The organism is Dialister sp. i34-0019-2H8 (assembly GCF_042846925.1).
Lineage (GTDB): Bacteria > Bacillota > Negativicutes > Veillonellales > Dialisteraceae > Dialister.
This window is the reverse complement of record NZ_BAABYQ010000001.1, coordinates 1611822-1628151: the sequence shown is the minus strand read 5'-3', so window position 1 is coordinate 1628151 and position 16330 is coordinate 1611822. Positions and strand designations below refer to the sequence as shown.

The following is a 16330-nucleotide window of genomic DNA, read 5'->3' as shown; positions in this document are numbered from 1 at the left end:
CCATATATAATTAAACAGGAGGCTTTTATGGAAGAGATCAAGGTATATAACACACTGACAAAAGAAAAAGAAGTATTCCATCCGATCAAAGAAGGAGAAGCGAAGATCTACGTCTGCGGCGTCACTCCCTACAACCATCCACATATCGGCAATGCTCGTCCGGCTGTTACTTGGGATATCATCCGTCGCTATTTGGAATTCATCGGTTATAAAGTGACCTTTGTACAGAATTTCACGGACGTTGATGATAAGATCATCAATAAAGCCAATGCGGAAGGCAGCGACTGGAAAACGATCTCCGATCGTTACATTGATGCGTACTTTGAAGTCATGGATAAGCTCCATGTCCGCCGTGCCGATATTTATCCGAGAGTGTCCGATCATATGAAGGACATCATCGATATGGTGAAGACACTGATCGAGAAGGGGCATGCCTATGTCCTTGGCGGCGATGTTTACTATGACATTTCTACATTCAAAGACTACGGCAAGCTTTCCGGACGCAAGATCGAAGATATGCTGGCTGGCGCCCGCATCGAAGTCAATGATGAAAAGAGAAATCCGGGAGACTTTGCACTTTGGAAAGCGGCAAAGCCCGGCGAACCATTCTGGGAAAGCCCGTGGGGTAAGGGACGCCCGGGCTGGCACATCGAATGCTCGGCCATGTCCACCCACTATCTGGGCAATACACTCGACTTCCATGGCGGCGGCAGCGATCTGATCTTCCCGCATCATGAAAATGAAATCGCACAGTCCGAAGGCTGCACCGGCTGCCACTTCGTAGACTACTGGCTGCATAATGGATTCATCACCATCAATTCGGAAAAGATGAGCAAATCGCTTAATAATTTCTTCCTTGTCAAAGATGTGCTGGAAAAATACTCCGGCGATGCGCTCCGCTATTTCCTGCTTTCCACCCATTACAGAAGCCCGCTCGACTTCTCTGATGACCGTCTGGAAGAAGCGGAAAAGAATATGGAAAAACTGAAAGACGTCATTGCTCGCGTGAAAGAGCTCTCTTCTGCTGAGGGGAGTGCAGTCACGGAAGCCTCCAAAGTACTTGCCGATGCTTCTGATCATGCGATGGCAGTCTTCCATGAAGCGATGGACGACGACTTTAATACCGGCCTTGCCACAGGTGCTATGTTTGAGATCGCCAAAGCGATCAATGTATACTACAATGAAGTCCATGGCGGTATCGCATTCGACAAGGCGGCTTTTGAAAAGGCAGGCAAGACCTTCAAGACCATTTTAGACATCCTCGGCATTCTTGAAAAGGAATGGAAGAAGCAGGAGGCCTATGATGACAAGGACTACAACGACCTTATGGATGTGATCCTTGCGGTCCGCCAGTCTGCCCGCAAAGCAAAGCAGTATCAGCTGGCTGATGAGATTCGTGATAAGCTGGGGGACATCGGTATCGTGATCGAAGATACCCCGACAGGAGCAAGGTGGAAGAAACGTGGAGTTTAAGAGAGTTTTATTTCTGAAAAAACAGATGGTGCAAAAGATGGGAAAGCAGGCTGCGCCCCTCACGGAGCAGGATGCTTTCTCTATGGATGCATTGACGCTCGCCTATATGGGAGATGTTGTCTGGTCCCTCTTCATCCGGGATGCACTCATCCATACCGGGATCTACCAGGTGCAGATCCTTTCGACGCTGACTTCGGAAATCGTATCGGCACGCTGGCAGAGCCGTATCCTTTTTGAGATTCGCGAAGTTTTGAATGACAGAGAGCTCAAGGTGTGCAAGCGAGGAAGAAATACATCGAGTACGGTACCGAAGAGTGCGACTGTCGAAGAGTACCGTGAAGCCACTGCTTTTGAAGCTCTTCTTGGCTATCTGAAGCTTGCGGGAGAGGAGGAACGCCTGCGGTTCATCCTCCAAAAAAGCTTGAAGTATGTGGCAGGAGAATTCCAACATGCAGACTAAAAAGCAAAGCAATAGAAAACAGAGGGGGGAAAAACCGGCGGAAGGCCGGTTTCCTTCTGCCAGGCACAGGGAGAAAAGACCGCCGAAGCGGAGAAGCAGTGATGGGGTTCGTCCCGTGCAGGATGACTCGCTCATGACCTTCGGCAGAAACAGCGTCACTGAATTCCTGCGGGCTGATCGGGTGCGCAAAGTCTTCATCAAGGAAGGCCGGAAAGATGAAAGGCTCGCCCGGATCGCAGAAGAAGCTATAAGCAAAGGACTTCCTGTGCTTGAGATCGCAGAAGATAAGCTGGATGCCATGGCTGGCGGTGTCGTGCATCAGGGAGCAGCCGCTCTCCTCAAACCGTATGAATATGCAGAACTTGACGAAGTGCTCTCGGACTGGGAGGGAAAAGAGCCCATCCTCATCCTGTTGGACGGATTGGAGGATGTGAGAAATCTGGGCGCCATTGTCCGCACGGCAGAGTGCGCGGGAGCGGCGGCTGTCCTCCTTCCGAAGCACAAGAGCCCGCCCGTCACGGCGGCGGCCATGAAGACAGCGGCCGGAGCCTTTGCCTATCTTCCGGTGTGCCAGACGGGAAACATCCGTCAGACGCTGGAGGGGCTGAAAGAAAAAGGCTTCTGGGTCGTGGGCGCAGATATGGATGGGGAAAGCCTCTATTATGATGCCGATCTCAAGGGGCCTTTGGTCATCGTCATGGGCGCGGAAGGGAAGGGCGTCTCGCCTCTCACCAGAAAACTCTGTGACTTCTGTGTCCGTATCCCGATGAAAGGTAAGGTCTCTTCGCTCAATGTCTCGGTGGCAGCTGCGCTCCTTATTTATGAGGCGGCGAAGCAGAGAGGTGAGTGACAGATCTCCGGCGTGAGAGGGGGCCCGCCGCCCGTCATCCGCTTCATCCGATCTTTGGTCATCCGTTACTGAATAGCAAGGAGCCGTATTATGAAAGATTTATACTTGGTCGATGGCTACAACGTGATCTTCTGGCTTCCGAAGGTCTTTGACCGGGAGGACCTCGAGTCAAGCCGCAAAAAGCTGATCGATCTTCTGGAAGACTACGGGGCGCACAACAATCTGGAGATGATCGTCGTCTTCGATGGACAGGGCAGCTCGAATAAGGCCAGGATCGAAAAGATGGGGAAAAATTTCACCATTGTTTTCACACCGAGCCGCATGACGGCTGACAGCTATATCGAAAAAGAGTCCTATGACCGCAGGGAGGAGTACCGCTCGATCTACGTCGTCACTTCGGATGGACCGGAACAGAGTCAGGTCCTTGGGAATGGGGCATATCGTGTGGCTGTCGATGATCTCATCCGTGCAGTGAATGAAGACAAGAAAGTGCAGACCACTTTCATTTCTCATCATAACAATCAAAATCTTCGAAGCGAGATCGGCCGCGCGCTTCCAAAGTCTGTGCAGGATAAGCTGAATCAGCTCAGAAATGGGAACTAGGGGAATGCCGATCCCATCGAGGAGTCTGACGCTGTAAGCATGTTCATGAAACACTTCGTCGGTATACTCACTACGTGGATCGCTGTCTCCCTATCCGCTTGCTGCATGAACGTGCAAGAGAGGATCAAACAACGATCTCATCACCGCCCGGTACCTATCGGGCGGCTTTTCATTTTGCTGCGGCACAGGTTCGAAAGGGCCTGAGAGTGCAGCGGGTCCTGCATTTCAGAGAGCACCCTGCCCGATTGGCAGAGATCTCTGACCTTCTTAATTTTTTCATGGACAAAAGAGGGTAAATACGGTAATATATTTAGATGATAGAAAGCGGTGATATATGTTGATAGAAAGAGCAATGATTTCAGATTTTCTGAAAGAAAGCGGTGTAGATGCAGCTTTCATAGAGAAGGATGAAAACTGCCGATACATCTCTGGCTTTACCGGATCTGACAGCTATCTCTTTTTAACGGCTGATGACTGCTATTTATTGACAGACAGCCGTTATACAGAGCAGGCGAAGGAAGAAGCGAAGGGCTTTACCATCATCGACTATGCCGGAAAACTGGCGAAGACGGTGGGAGAGCTTTCTGCAAAGCATCACGTCACTCGTTTCGGGATCGAAGCGGGCATGACGTATAAGATGTATCTTTCTTTCGATGAGGTACTGCCGGAAACGGATTTCGTCTTCGTAGTGCCTGATACGCTGCGCCAGATCAAAAGCGCGGAAGAGATCCGCCTCATCGAAGAAGCATGCCGGATTTCCGATCTGGGCTTTGAGAAGACCGTGCCTTATATCAAGGCGGGCGTGACAGAGGCAGAGCTTCGGACGATCCTGGAGTGTGCGATGCTGGAGGCCGGATCGGAAGGGAAATCTTTCGATACGATCGTGGCATCCGGCTGGCGGTCTGCCTATCCTCACGGGACAGCGACAGATAAGGTGATCGAAGAAGGTGATCTCGTCACCTTTGATTTCGGCGCGATCTACCATGGCTACCACTCGGATATCACGAGGACGGTGGCTGTCGGGGAGATCTCAGAGCGGCAGCGCTACATCTATGATGCGGTGCTGGGATGCAATGAGCATATCGAAAAGATACTGAGGGCTGGCCTTGCAGCAGCAGATGTGGATCAGGAGTCCCGAAAATATCTGAAAGAGAAGGATCTGGATAAGTGGTTCGGTCATGCGCTGGGACACAGTGTAGGACTGGAGATCCATGAAACACCCACGCTGTCGCCAAGAGATCATACCGTCCTTTGCGTAGGTATGACAGAAACTGTGGAGCCGGGGGTTTATATCCCAGGTGTTGGTGGAGTCCGTATCGAAGATACGGTTGTAATAGAAAAGGATGGAATCTCCATCTTGACTAAATTCCCAAAGAAATTTTTAAGAGTGTAGCAGGAGGAAAAACTAAATGATTTCTAGTAACGATTTACGCCCAGGCATTACCGTAGAATTGGATGGACAGGTATGGCAGTGTATTGAATTCCTTCACGTAAAGCCAGGCAAAGGGGCAGCTTTTGTACGTGCTAAGCTGAAAAACCTGCAGAGCGGCTCTGTCGTAGAACGTAAATTCAATGCAGGCATCAAACTGCAGCCGGCTACTGTAGAACGTAAACCGATGCAGTACCTGTATGAAGCTGATGGTTCCTACTGCTTCATGGATACGGAAACCTATGAACAGATCATGCTGAACAAAGAACAGCTCGGCGACAAGATCAACTTCCTGAAGGAAGAAATGGAATGCAATGTCGTATTCTTCAACGGCACCATCATCGGCGTCGATATCCCGAACTCTGTAGAGCTGAAAGTCGTAGAGACCGAACCGGGCATCCGCGGTGATACAGCGACCGGCGGTTCCAAACCGGCTAAGATGGAAACCGGCTATGTCGTCTCTGTACCGCTCTTCATCAATGAAGGTGAAATGCTCCGCATTGATACCCGTACCGGCGCTTACATCGAACGCGTAAAGTAATTTCTATATGGAAACTGCAGAAGTAAAAAATGACCTGGGAACCGTTCGTGTATCGGACCAGGTCATTGCAGTCATTGCCCGAGAAGCAGCGCTCCATGTGAAGGGGATCTACGGGATGGATGATCGGTTTTCTCATGGGATCTCTGCTGTCATCAGTGATGCGGAAGCAGAAGGCGTGCGTGTCTCCATCCGGGAGAATGGTATCGTCATTGATCTCTACGTGGCAGCCTGGCATGGCGAACGCCTGCCGGCTATCGCTTTACAGCTGCAGGAAGCAGTCAAGGAAAGCGTCGGAGATTCTACGGGCCTTAGAGTGAATGCAGTCAATGTCAATGTGGAACGCATCGTTTTCGGTGAGGAGAAATAGAGATGTCCGGTGAAGAAGCAGAGAAGAAACAATCGGAAGAAGTCGTATATCAGAAAATTGAAGAGGCTCTGCTTGCCATGCCTGAGGTATCTCATTTCACCGCGGATGGCTTTCAGTACCTGATGCAGGGGATTAGTCAGGCTTTTGGCTTCAAGGCTCATCGCGGGCTTTGGATACGAAATCTGAAGGATGGACGTGTGAAGGTGGCGATCTCTGTCGCACTGCATAAAGGCTGTCAGGTACAGGAGACTGCCCGCTATATCCAGATGGTGGTGAAGAATGTCTTCTCTTCGCTTAGAAGAGAGGACATCGAAAGCATTGATGTGACGATTACTGAAATGGTAGAGTGAACGGGTGTTATCAGATCCTGCCGCCAAAGTTTCTTTAGGGAAACTGCTTCCGGCAGGATCTGATGGATCCGCCTGGCCTGCGTGCCATGGGAAACCATGTATGTAAGACAGGAAATTTCATAGCATAGAGAGAGGCTGACATGAGTAGAACAAGCGCAAGAGAATATGCACTCAAGGTGCTGTACTCCAGAGAGCTCAATCCGGAGTCAGAGCCGATCGAGGAAGAGACGCTTCATTTGGAAGAGAAGGACAAGGCTTTTGCAGATGCTTTGATCGAAGCGGCAGCTCATGAAGATGTCGATGATAAAATCAAGGCATATTTGAAAAAGAACTGGTCGCTCACGCAGCTCAATGTGGTGGATAAGAATATTCTCCGTCTGGCTGTCGCTGAGTTTTATCATTCCGGGGAAGACCGCCCGGATAAGAAGGTCATTATCAATGAAGCGATAGAGCTTGCCAAGACATATGGCGGTGAAGGGTCCTATCGATTCATCAATGGACTTCTGGATAAGGCATTACAAGGTGAATAATCATGAGGTTTCTTGGAATAGATACCAGCTGCTATACGACATCGGCAGCGGTTTATGATTCTTCCAAGGGGCTGATGGGGGAAGAACGGATCGTCCTTTCAGTGAAGGAAGGGCGGCGGGGACTGTCTCAGTCAGAGATGGTTTTCCAGCATGTGAAGAATCTTCCCGTCCTGCTTCGAAGGCTTTCTCCTTTGCTGCAGGATCTGAAGGGCATAGGCGTTTCAGGATTTCCACGGAGGCGGGCAGATTCATACATGCCCGCCTTTCTTGTTGGTCGGGGTATGGCTGAGGCGCTGTCCTCTTCGCATCACATACCTCTTTATGTATTTAGCCATCAGGAAAATCATGCGATGGCAGCGATCCGAGAGGCGCCTGCTCTTTGGGGGAAGCCATTTTATATGATGCATATGTCCGGCGGCACACAGGATGTGCTCTCCTGTCAATGGCAGGAAGAGGGTATGGAGATCCATGAGCTCCTGACGTCCAAAGACATTACGGCAGGACAGTTCATTGACCGCGTGGGCGTGGCTTTGGGACTTCCATTCCCCTGCGGGAAATGGCTGGAAGCGCTGGCAGAACAGGGAAATGATACGTATCGGATCCCCCGCTCGTCCGTGAAAGGGGCGTTCAGCTTTTCCGGTCCCGAAACACGCGTCCAGCGTGATATAGCGTCGCTCGCTTATCGAAAGGAAGACATCGCCAAAGGAGTCCTCATCCACATAGGGCGTGCTCTCGAAAAGGAGCTCAGCGGCTATCCTTTCGAAAAGGGCCATCCCTTCATCGCAGTAGGCGGGGTCATGGCAAACCGCTATCTTCGGGCAAGGGTCGAAGAGATTTGCCAAGCTGTCGGTCTCACGCCGCTCTTCGCCGATCCACGCTATAGCAGTGACAATGCGACGGGCAATGCGTTTGGCGCGTATATGGAAGATCGCTTGGGCGTGACGGGTGACTGAAAGGTCACTTTCGGGCATCATCCGTGATATTTGCGGGGAAGCTGCCACCATTTATGAATTTAAAAAAGCACATATGCAATGATCCAGAAAGGAGCCACCCATGCTGAAAGATGTTTTGCTCGCAAAACAGAAGGAAATCAACGAAAGACTTGAGACGCTGCTGGTCTCTGACCTGAGCGCTCATCAAAAATTGTTTGATGCCATGAACTACAGCCTTTCGGCTGGGGGGAAGCGTATCCGTCCCTTTCTGTTTCTTCTGATCCTGGAACTTTGGGGAAAAGATGCGCGACTGTATCTGGATATTGCCTGTGCGCTGGAATGCGTGCATACGTATTCCCTCATCCATGACGACCTTCCGGCCATGGATAATGATGACTACCGCCGCGGCCGCCCCACGAATCACAAGGTCTTTGGGGCAGGCATGGCGACCATGGCAGGGGATGGGCTTCTGACCTTTGCCTTTGAGCTTTTGGCAGGCGAGCAGCAAATCGCGCCTGCGCTCCGCTGTGAATTGATCTCCATCCTGGCCAAGGCTGCTGGCCCCGAAGGCATGGTGGGCGGACAGGCGCATGATATCGAGAGCGAAGGCCGGACGCTGACTCTTCCGGAATTACAGCTCATGGACCATTGCAAGACAGGATGCCTTTTGACGGCACCGGTGGATATGGCACTGGCAATGACAGAGAGCAGTGAAGAAGAAAAGAACCTTCTGCATGCATTTGCTGTCCATGTGGGACTGCTTTTCCAGATGACGGATGACCTTCTTGATGTGAATGGGCATCTGGATGAGATGGGGAAAATGCCGCATCAGGATGCAGCAGATCATAAGTCCACCTACGTAAGCCTTCTTGGCAAGGAGCGGACAAAGGCACTCGCAGAAGAAGAAGCAAGGCATGCCAAAGAGATACTGGGAAGGGTCGATCGGGATACAAGCCTTCTCACAGAACTTGTGGACATGCTGCTGGTACGCACGAAGTAGAGGAAATATATGGGAAATCAGAAGGTCAAGAAAGAACGGCTGGATGTCATGCTCGTAGAGCAGGGCTTTTTCGACAGCCGGGAGAATGCGAAACGGCATATCATGGCAGGCATCATCCTTGTCAATGATGTGCCTGTCGATAAAGCGGGGACGAAGATTCCTGTGGATGCAAAGCTCCGGATCAAAGGACATGTAATGCCGTATGTGGGTCGCGGCGGCTACAAGCTGGAGAAAGCGATCAAGACATTCGGCATCGACATGAAGGGAAAGGTCATGGCGGACATCGGTGCCTCTACCGGCGGCTTCACCGACTGTGCACTGCAGAATGGTGCGGCGAAGGTCTTTGCTATCGATGTCGGGACCAATCAGCTCGACTGGAAGCTCCGCTCTCATCCGCAGGTCGTCAATATGGAAAAGACGAACATCAAAGTCGTGACAGAAGAGATGCTGGGAGAAAAGGTCGATCTCGTTTCGACAGATGTATCTTTCATATCCGTTCTGAAGATCATTCCGGCGGTAAGATCCATCTTGAAGGAGGATGGTGCGATGGCGATCCTGATCAAGCCGCAGTTTGAAGCCGGCAGGGACAAGGTGGGAAAAGGCGGCATCGTGAGAGAAAAAGACATCCATGAAGAGGTCATTTCGGATACTCTCACTGCTTTCGAAAAAGAAGGATTCCACTGCTGGGATCTGACGTTTTCGCCCATCAAAGGCGGCTCAGGGAATATTGAGTTTCTAGCCTATCTGAAGTGGAAAAAGCCACAGGAAGCAATCAGTGAAGAACGGATCCGTCAGGTGGTCGAAGAGGCACATGAGACTTTGAAAAAATAGGTGTAGAACCATACATTATAATGATCATAGACGAGGCGGTGATTTCATTGCGATTTGCCATTTTTCCGAATTTGGGAAAAGAGAAGCTCTTTACCTTTCTGCCCGAGCTTCTTGGGATGATAGAAGAAAGAAAGTCGAGCGCACTGCTGCCGCTTTCTATGAAAGAAGGACTGGAAGCGGGCGGTATCAAGGGGGCTTCTTATGGCAGCATCGATGAGCTGGGAAATTGTGACTGCCTGCTCTCCATCGGTGGCGACGGCTCCTTCCTGGGAGCGGCGCGTACGTTTCGGGACTATCCCATCCTGATGGCAGGGATCCACTTGGGTGAGCTGGGATTTCTGAACAGCATCACCGTCGAAGATGCTGCGCTGCGTCTGGACCAGATCCTTGCGCGGCATTATACCGAAGAGTCGCGCCTGTTTTTAGACTCTATCCTGAAGCATGAGGATGGCAGTCAGGAATGGCTGACCAGCGTGCTGAATGATGTCGTCATCGGGCATAACGAGATCGGGCAGCTGGCACGGCTGAATCTTTCCGTCAACGGGCATCTGATCCAGGAATATGCTTCTGACGGACTCATCGTTTCTTCGCCGACCGGGTCTACCGGTTACGCTCTTTCCTGCGGCGGTCCGGTCATGGGGCCTGGCGATGACCGTATGATCGTGATCCCTATCTGCGCGCATACGCTGCAGCGCTTCGCCATCGTCTTGAAATGCAGTGATACTGTAGAAGTCACTGCTCCGCCGCGGGAGAAGAATCTCTGTATTTCGCTCGATGGCAGCGAATCCTGTCCTTTCAAGACGACAGACCGGCTTTTCATCAAAGGAGCCAATAAGCCGATCCGTTTTATTCGCTTTGCCGACCAGGATTTCTTCGGGACGATCACCAAGAAGCTGGTGAGGAAGATTTATGAGACGGTGTAGAAAAGGGCTCGGGATTAGCCCCATGGACTACCCCGCTGAACCTATAGAACCTGCTGAACCTCTTTCGCAAACAATCACAGGGCAGCACGCCCCACGGGCTAACCCTGACCCCAATTTCCCAAATAGATGTCAAAAAAATATTTGACATCTATTTTTATTTCTGCTAAAATAATTAAGTCATTGTACAAGGTGCCATGACGCAACCGCACGGAGACGGCTCCGTAAATGCTTTCGTAAGCTGCCATATTCGGCGAGTATAGTAAAGAGGAGGTGCACACATGTACGCAATTATCAAAACCGGTGGTAAACAGTACTGCGTTGAAGAAGGCAAAGTCATTACCATTGAAAAACTGGACGTTGAAGCAGGCGCAGAAGTAGCTTTTGATGAAGTTCTTCTCGTATCCGGCGACAGCGTAAAGATCGGTCAGCCAACCGTTGCAGGCGCAAAGGTTACTGGCAAGGTTCTGGAACAGGGTAAAGGCGCTAAGATTCGTATTTTCAAATACAAAGCTAAGTCCAACTACCGTCGTCGCCAGGGTCATCGTCAGCCTTTCACCAAGGTTCAGATCGAAAAGATCGAAGGCTAATGATTACCGCAAGACTACATTTAGTCGAAGGGCTCTATCAGGGATTTACCATTACCGGCCATGCCGATGGAGCGAGGGAAGATAATGAGTACGATCTCATCTGTGCAGCGGTGTCAGCGATCACACTGACGATTGCTGCCGGATTGCAGGATATTCTGCAGATGGATGGGACTTTTGATTCGAAATCCGGCTTCATGAATGTGGATCTTCAGTCGCATGCGAATGAAAAGAGCCAGATTCTGATAGAAACCATGGTTCATGGTTTGGAAGCCATTCAGGAGCAGTATCCTGATAAACTTAAAATTATAACGGCAAAGGGGTGAATTACATGTTACTGTTTGATCTTCAGTTATTCGCTCATAAAAAAGGTGTTTCCAGCACAAAGAACGGCCGCGACTCCAATGCGCAGCGTCTGGGAACCAAAATGCACGCAGGTCAGATCGCTAAACCTGGCAACATCATCGTTCGCCAGAGAGGCACCCATCTCCATCCGGGTCTGAACGTTAAGATTGGCAAGGACGATACGCTCTTTGCAGTCGCAGAAGGCAGAGTTGCTTTCGAACGTCTCGGCAGAGATAAGAGACAGGTCAGCGTTTATCCTGTAGGTGAATAATCTAAACATAAAGAGCTGTACTCGAAAGAGTACGGCTTTTTTTATTTTGAAAAATCAGGAGCGAAACAGTGGCTATGGGCTTATGAAGCTCACTAGGAAAGACGCGGCAAGGAAGCAAGCGCTCCTTTTGATGAGCGCAGCGAAGCTGCCAAAAGGTCCAGCGGACCTTTGAAGCCTTCGAATCCGCTGCACATGGTCTCTGATTCACGGTCCTTCTTTCCAAGATACTCAGATCTCATCAAATGATGTAACTATCGAAATTCACCTATTGACGCATTTTCATTTTTATACTACCATTGACTTAAGTTTATTCAAAAGCGGTGGGGGACTGTGTCCTCACTTGCGATAAAGGAGGAGTCAGAATGATTCGTGTATTAGTGAATGGGGCTGCAGGACGCATGGGCAGCGAGGTCGTCCGCTCAGTCCTTGCAGAAGATGGTCTGGAGCTTTGCGGCGGCGTCGATATCGGTGCAGCTGGCAAAGATCTGGGAGAAGTGATCGGTATCGGACACAATGGGATGACCATTGACAAGACGCTGGAAGAAGCATTTGCCAAGGGCAAGCCGGATGTGATCGTTGATTTCACCAGCCCGAAGGTCATTTATGAAAATGCAAAGTATGTCCTTGAAAATGGGGTCAATATTGTCATCGGAACGACCGGTCTCACGGCGAAGCAGAGAGAGGAACTCGCTGGCATTGCCCAAAAGACAGGCGCCAATGGACTTGTTGCGCCGAATTTCTCTCTGGGCGCTGTCCTTCTGATGAAGGTATCGGCTGAGATTTCCAAATACATGCCGAATGCAGAAATCATCGAGCTCCATCACAATCATAAATATGATGCTCCTTCCGGCACAGCGAAGCTGACTGCCGAAAAAATGGCAGCTGCCCGCACCATGGAACCGGAAGCGGATGAAACAAAGGAAAGCCTGTCTGGCGTTCGCGGCGGCAAATACGAAGGAATCACCATTCACTCTGTCCGCCTCCCCGGCTATGTGGCACATCAGGAAGTCCTCTTTGGCGGTTATGGGGAGATCCTGACACTGCGTCATGATTCTCTGGATCGCAAATCCTTTATGCCTGGCGTCATGCTTGCCTGCAAAAAGTGCATGACGGTCAAAGGCTTTGTTTATGGACTTGAAAATTATTTGGAATGAGGTGCTTGACTATGAGTAAACTCCCGCGCGTCGCCGTCCTTGGTGCTACTGGTGCCGTCGGACAGGAATTTATCCGTCTGTTTGAAGAAAGAAATTTCCAGTTCGCTTCCCTGAAGCTTCTGGCCTCCAAACGCAGTGCAGGCAAGAAGCTCATGGTCTGCGGCAAGGAATATACGGTAGAGGAAGCCAAGCCCGAATCTTTTGAAAACATTGATGTGGCTCTTTTTGCAGGCGGCAGCATCAGCAAGACGCTGGCACCGGAAGCAGCCAAACGCGGTGCTGTAGTCATTGACAACTCCTCCACCTTCCGCATGGATCCGGAAGTACCGCTCGTCATTCCGGAGATCAATCCGGAGGATATTGCAAAGCACAAAGGCATCATCGCAAATCCGAACTGCTCCACCATCATCATGCTGATGGCACTGAAGCCGATTTATGACCTTTCCCGCATCAAACGCATCGTCGTCAGCACCTATCAGGCGGTATCCGGTGCGGGCAAAGAAGGCATCGATGAGCTCTATGAAGAAGCTGCCGCTTTTGCTAAAGGCGAGAATTATGAACCGAAGATCCTTCCGTCGGCCAGCCTTCCGAAACATTACCAGATCGCATACAATCTGATCCCGCAGATCGATATCTTCCTTGATAATGACTACACCAAGGAAGAAATGAAGATGGTGAATGAAACTCATAAGATCATGCATGATGCGGAGATCGGCATCACCCCGACCGCTGTTCGTGTGCCGGTCGCAAGAAGCCATGCGGAGTCTATCTATGTAGAAACCGAAGAGCCGCTCACCGTCGAACAGGTGAAGAAAGCGATCGAAGACTTCGAGGGCGCTGAACTGGTCGATGACGTAAAGAATATGATCTACCCGATGCCTCTTGATACCTCTGATAAAACAGATGTAGCTGTCGGTCGTATCCGCAAGGATCTCGTGAATCCGAATGGCATCAACCTCTGGGTGTCCGGCGATCAGATCAGAAAAGGCGCAGCGCTCAATACCCTGCAGATCGCAGAATATATGATAGCGCATGATATGTTATAAAAATGGTTGATGGGTTCAGGGTTAGCCCCGGGGACGTTCTGTCCCTTGATTGTGAATGAAAGCTTTGCTCGAATGAGGAATGAAGGTGGCGGCTTCGCCGCGAATATATATGGGGCGATGCCCGAAAGTGGCATTGAAGTCACTAGTCACCAGTCACTTCTAATCCCTAATCCCTAGCCACTAATCCCTAGTTCAAAGATAAAGATCCAAAGGAGATATAACTATGGCAACTGCTCAGTTTGGCCGCGTCATTACGGCTATGATCACTCCATTCACAGAAGACGGTGCTGTCGACTACGAAAGTGCTGTCGCACTCGCAAAGCATCTTGTCGCTCATGGCTCTGAGGGCCTCCTTGTCGGTGGGACCACCGGCGAAGGTGCTACCATGACTGCAGAAGAAAAGCTGAAACTGTATACCCTTATCGTAGATGCTGTCGGAAAACGTGCGAAAGGCAAGAAAGTGCCTGTCATGGGCAATATCGGTACCATCAGCACTGCAGATACCATTGCATTCGGCAACAAAGCCAAGGAAACGGGCATTGACTGCGCGCTGATGATCGTTCCTTTCTATGTCAAACCGAACCAGGAAGGGATGTACCAGCACTTCACGGCTGTCGCTAAAGGCGTAGATCTGCCGCTCGTTCTTTACAACGTACCGGGCAGAACTGGCGTGTCTATCCAGCCGGAAACCATCAAGAGAATCGTGGATGAATGCCCGAATGTCGTCGGCATCAAAGATGCAACCGGAAGCTGGGATCAGGTCACCAAGGAAAAAGCGCTTCTTCCGGAAGACTTCATGATCTACAGCGGTGATGATGCATTCACATTGCCTGTTCTTCTTGCCGGCGGCGTAGGTATCATTTCCGTTTCCGCACATGTCATCGGGGATGACATGCTCGCTATGGTGGATGCTTTCGAAAAAGGCGATCTTGAAAAAGCCAGAGAGCTGCACCTCAAGATGTATGAGATCAACAAAGGCATGTTCTTCACGGCAAGCCCGACTCCTGTCAAAACGGCTACGAATCTGGTCGGCCAGCCTGGCGGACATTTCCGTCTGCCGATGGTCGAACCGACTGAAGCAGAAAAGGCAAAGGTACGTCAGATGCTTGAAAATTACGGCGGTCTGCTGTAAGAGAGCAGCTTCGTGAAATAGTGCATGCCAAAAGGGGCAGTGAAGAAATGAATCCTCATTTCTTCACTGCCCCTTTTTACTTTGCTTTCATTTGGCTCAGGATTCAAGGTTCAGGGCTCTCGTGGCGGCTTCGCCGCCTTTTTTTAGAAGATGGTATTCTCGTATCGCAGCCTTCCCCTCTAGGGGAAGGTGCCCGAAAGGGGCGGATAGGGCAGACATGGTATGAAAGACAGCCGAGATAAGGTTTCCCCGTCACTCCTATGAGAGCTGCAAGTCCCCCGCGGCAGATGGAACGCGAAAATGAGATGATCGTTATTTCACATCGACTTTTGGTATGCTGGGCAGAAAGGAGAGCCAAGGACTTGGAAACGAAAAGGCTAAAAAGGCGTAGAAAGCCTTTTTAGCCTTTTCGTCTTCAAGTGGGATTTCCGGGGCTTTCTTCCACTTTCGTATCAGCACGATATTTGACAGAGAAGAAAATAAAGACGAGAAGAGCGCAGGTGAAGGACGTCAGACTTGTAAGCTGCGCGCTCTTGAGACCGAAGGCCAGACTGCCATAGTCACCGCGGAAGAATTCCAAAAAGAAGCGAAGCAGTGAGTAGAGCATGATGTAGAGACAGAAGGTCGTACCGCGGGCATGCTTGAAGCAGGCATACCACAGGAGCAGTCCCAGAATGATGAGATCGCCCTGACACTCCCAGACCTCGGCAGGCCAGAGAGGCTGTGCGCCGTAGGTGCGGTAGGCAAGTGTGGTATCAGGATACAGAATCCCGAAATTAGCGCCCGTCGGATGACCGAAGGCATCACCATTCATGAAGTTTGCGATACGTCCGATGGCCTGTCCGAAAATGATGGCGGGCGTCACGGTATCCGCAAAGGGCAGGACTGGTATCTTGTGCTTTCTGAGATAGAAATAGGCAGCCACGCAGGCAAAGATGACGCCTCCCTGGATGGCCATGCCGCCCTGCCACACGTAGGGGATCTCAAGCAGATGATCATGGTAATAGTCCCAGTCAAAGAAGAAGACATCCCAGAGACGTCCGCCAATGATGCCGACAAAGGCGATGGTGATGCCGAGATCAAAGACATGTTCATGCCAGCCGCGGCCGTCCTTCTTCAAAAGGTAGTAGGCCATGATGCAGCCGAAGATGATGCCCAGAGAAAAAAAGATCCCATAAAAACGGATCGGAAATCCACCGATGAAAGTGACATATTGATGCATGAAACTTGCTCCTTTTTTTATGAGTAGCTGGTGACTAGTAGCTGGTGACTAGTAGCTGGTGACTAGTAGCTGGGGATTAGGGATGAGTGACTAGTGACTGGTGCCTTGAATACGACTTTCGGGCATCGCTCCGTTTTCGTCATCCTGAGCGGAGGGAAACGACGTTTATTCGGATAGCCTCAGCCAGAACTGATGAGATCTGAGTCGAAGGATCTCGGCGAAGCCGCCACATCGTCCGTTGAACCCATTGAACCTGTTGAACCTTTTTCTCAAACAAGCAAAGGGGA

20 protein-coding genes are annotated in these 16330 nt (G+C 50.6%); 19 read left to right on the top strand and 1 reads right to left on the bottom strand.

Translation table 11 applies throughout. The annotated features are described in order from the left end of the window. Positions 1 to 27 precede the first annotated feature (27 nt). The 19 genes from cysS to dapA all read left to right on the top strand — a co-directional run bounded on the left by cysS (position 28) and on the right by dapA (position 14821). Positions 28 to 1473 (top strand): cysteine--tRNA ligase, encoded by a 1446-nt coding sequence (gene cysS, locus ACGG9R_RS07130; protein ID WP_390153252.1) that lies wholly within the window; start codon positions 28 to 30, stop codon positions 1471 to 1473. Further along, positions 1463 to 1933, top strand: coding sequence for a Mini-ribonuclease 3 (locus tag ACGG9R_RS07125; protein WP_390153249.1), 471 nt, complete (start codon positions 1463 to 1465; stop codon positions 1931 to 1933). The genes cysS and ACGG9R_RS07125 overlap by 11 nt, the downstream gene beginning before the upstream one ends. Further along, positions 1923 to 2783, top strand: a complete 861-nt coding sequence (rlmB, locus tag ACGG9R_RS07120) for a 23S rRNA (guanosine(2251)-2'-O)-methyltransferase RlmB (RefSeq protein ID WP_390153247.1) — start codon at positions 1923 to 1925, stop codon at positions 2781 to 2783. The genes ACGG9R_RS07125 and rlmB overlap by 11 nt, the downstream gene beginning before the upstream one ends. Positions 2784 to 2873: 90 nt before the next feature. Continuing rightward, on the top strand, positions 2874 to 3386 hold the full coding sequence (locus ACGG9R_RS07115; RefSeq protein WP_022105710.1) for an NYN domain-containing protein: 513 nt from the start codon (positions 2874 to 2876) through the stop codon (positions 3384 to 3386). A 352-nt stretch (positions 3387 to 3738) separates the two neighbouring features. Further along, positions 3739 to 4779, top strand: a complete 1041-nt coding sequence (locus ACGG9R_RS07110) for a M24 family metallopeptidase (RefSeq protein ID WP_390153243.1) — start codon at positions 3739 to 3741, stop codon at positions 4777 to 4779. Between the two features lie 16 nt (positions 4780 to 4795). Then, on the top strand, positions 4796 to 5356 hold the full coding sequence (gene efp, locus ACGG9R_RS07105) for an elongation factor P (protein ID WP_022105712.1): 561 nt from the start codon (positions 4796 to 4798) through the stop codon (positions 5354 to 5356). A 7-nt stretch (positions 5357 to 5363) separates the two neighbouring features. Continuing rightward, entirely contained in the window at positions 5364 to 5723 is a 360-nt protein-coding gene (locus tag ACGG9R_RS07100) for an Asp23/Gls24 family envelope stress response protein (protein ID WP_022105713.1), read from the top strand. Between the two features lie 2 nt (positions 5724 to 5725). Next, entirely contained in the window at positions 5726 to 6073 is a 348-nt protein-coding gene (locus ACGG9R_RS07095; RefSeq protein ID WP_390153238.1) for a hypothetical protein, read from the top strand. 140 nt (positions 6074 to 6213) lie between these two features. Further along, the gene (gene nusB, locus ACGG9R_RS07090) at positions 6214 to 6603 is read left to right on the top strand and encodes a transcription antitermination factor NusB (protein ID WP_022105715.1); all 390 of its coding nucleotides are present in this window, start codon (positions 6214 to 6216) and stop codon (positions 6601 to 6603) included. 2 nt (positions 6604 to 6605) lie between these two features. Further along, positions 6606 to 7556 carry a glycoprotease gene (locus ACGG9R_RS07085; RefSeq protein WP_390153235.1) on the top strand — a complete coding sequence of 317 codons (951 nt, stop codon included), beginning with the start codon at positions 6606 to 6608 and terminating at the stop codon, positions 7554 to 7556. A 100-nt stretch (positions 7557 to 7656) separates the two neighbouring features. Next, positions 7657 to 8535 (top strand): polyprenyl synthetase family protein, encoded by an 879-nt coding sequence (locus tag ACGG9R_RS07080; protein ID WP_390153233.1) that lies wholly within the window; start codon positions 7657 to 7659, stop codon positions 8533 to 8535. 9 nt (positions 8536 to 8544) lie between these two features. After that, positions 8545 to 9366 carry a TlyA family RNA methyltransferase gene (locus tag ACGG9R_RS07075; RefSeq protein ID WP_390153230.1) on the top strand — a complete coding sequence of 274 codons (822 nt, stop codon included), beginning with the start codon at positions 8545 to 8547 and terminating at the stop codon, positions 9364 to 9366. A 20-nt stretch (positions 9367 to 9386) separates the two neighbouring features. Then, on the top strand, positions 9387 to 10289 hold the full coding sequence (locus ACGG9R_RS07070; RefSeq protein WP_390153227.1) for an NAD(+)/NADH kinase: 903 nt from the start codon (positions 9387 to 9389) through the stop codon (positions 10287 to 10289). A gap of 278 nt (positions 10290 to 10567) precedes the next feature. Beyond that, positions 10568 to 10876 carry a 50S ribosomal protein L21 gene (gene rplU / locus ACGG9R_RS07065; protein WP_022105720.1) on the top strand — a complete coding sequence of 103 codons (309 nt, stop codon included), beginning with the start codon at positions 10568 to 10570 and terminating at the stop codon, positions 10874 to 10876. Next, the gene (locus ACGG9R_RS07060; protein ID WP_055237190.1) at positions 10876 to 11199 is read left to right on the top strand and encodes a ribosomal-processing cysteine protease Prp; all 324 of its coding nucleotides are present in this window, start codon (positions 10876 to 10878) and stop codon (positions 11197 to 11199) included. Before rplU ends, ACGG9R_RS07060 begins: the two co-directional genes overlap by 1 nt. A 5-nt stretch (positions 11200 to 11204) precedes the next feature. Further along, positions 11205 to 11489: a 50S ribosomal protein L27 gene (gene rpmA / locus ACGG9R_RS07055; protein ID WP_022105722.1), complete on the top strand. Its 285-nt coding sequence runs from the start codon at positions 11205 to 11207 to the stop codon at positions 11487 to 11489. Between the two features lie 362 nt (positions 11490 to 11851). Beyond that, positions 11852 to 12643 carry a 4-hydroxy-tetrahydrodipicolinate reductase gene (gene dapB, locus ACGG9R_RS07050; RefSeq protein ID WP_390153222.1) on the top strand — a complete coding sequence of 264 codons (792 nt, stop codon included), beginning with the start codon at positions 11852 to 11854 and terminating at the stop codon, positions 12641 to 12643. An 11-nt stretch (positions 12644 to 12654) separates the two neighbouring features. Continuing rightward, complete coding sequence (locus ACGG9R_RS07045; RefSeq protein ID WP_390153219.1) at positions 12655 to 13689, top strand: aspartate-semialdehyde dehydrogenase; 1035 nt, start codon at positions 12655 to 12657, stop codon at positions 13687 to 13689. 223 nt (positions 13690 to 13912) lie between these two features. After that, entirely contained in the window at positions 13913 to 14821 is a 909-nt protein-coding gene (gene dapA, locus ACGG9R_RS07040) for a 4-hydroxy-tetrahydrodipicolinate synthase (RefSeq protein ID WP_390153216.1), read from the top strand. A 415-nt stretch (positions 14822 to 15236) separates the two neighbouring features. Here the strand turns inward: dapA and lgt are convergent, their stop codons facing one another. Beyond that, positions 15237 to 16043 carry a prolipoprotein diacylglyceryl transferase gene (gene lgt, locus ACGG9R_RS07035; RefSeq protein ID WP_390153213.1) on the bottom strand — a complete coding sequence of 269 codons (807 nt, stop codon included), beginning with the start codon at positions 16041 to 16043 and terminating at the stop codon, positions 15237 to 15239. Positions 16044 to 16330 lie beyond the last annotated feature (287 nt).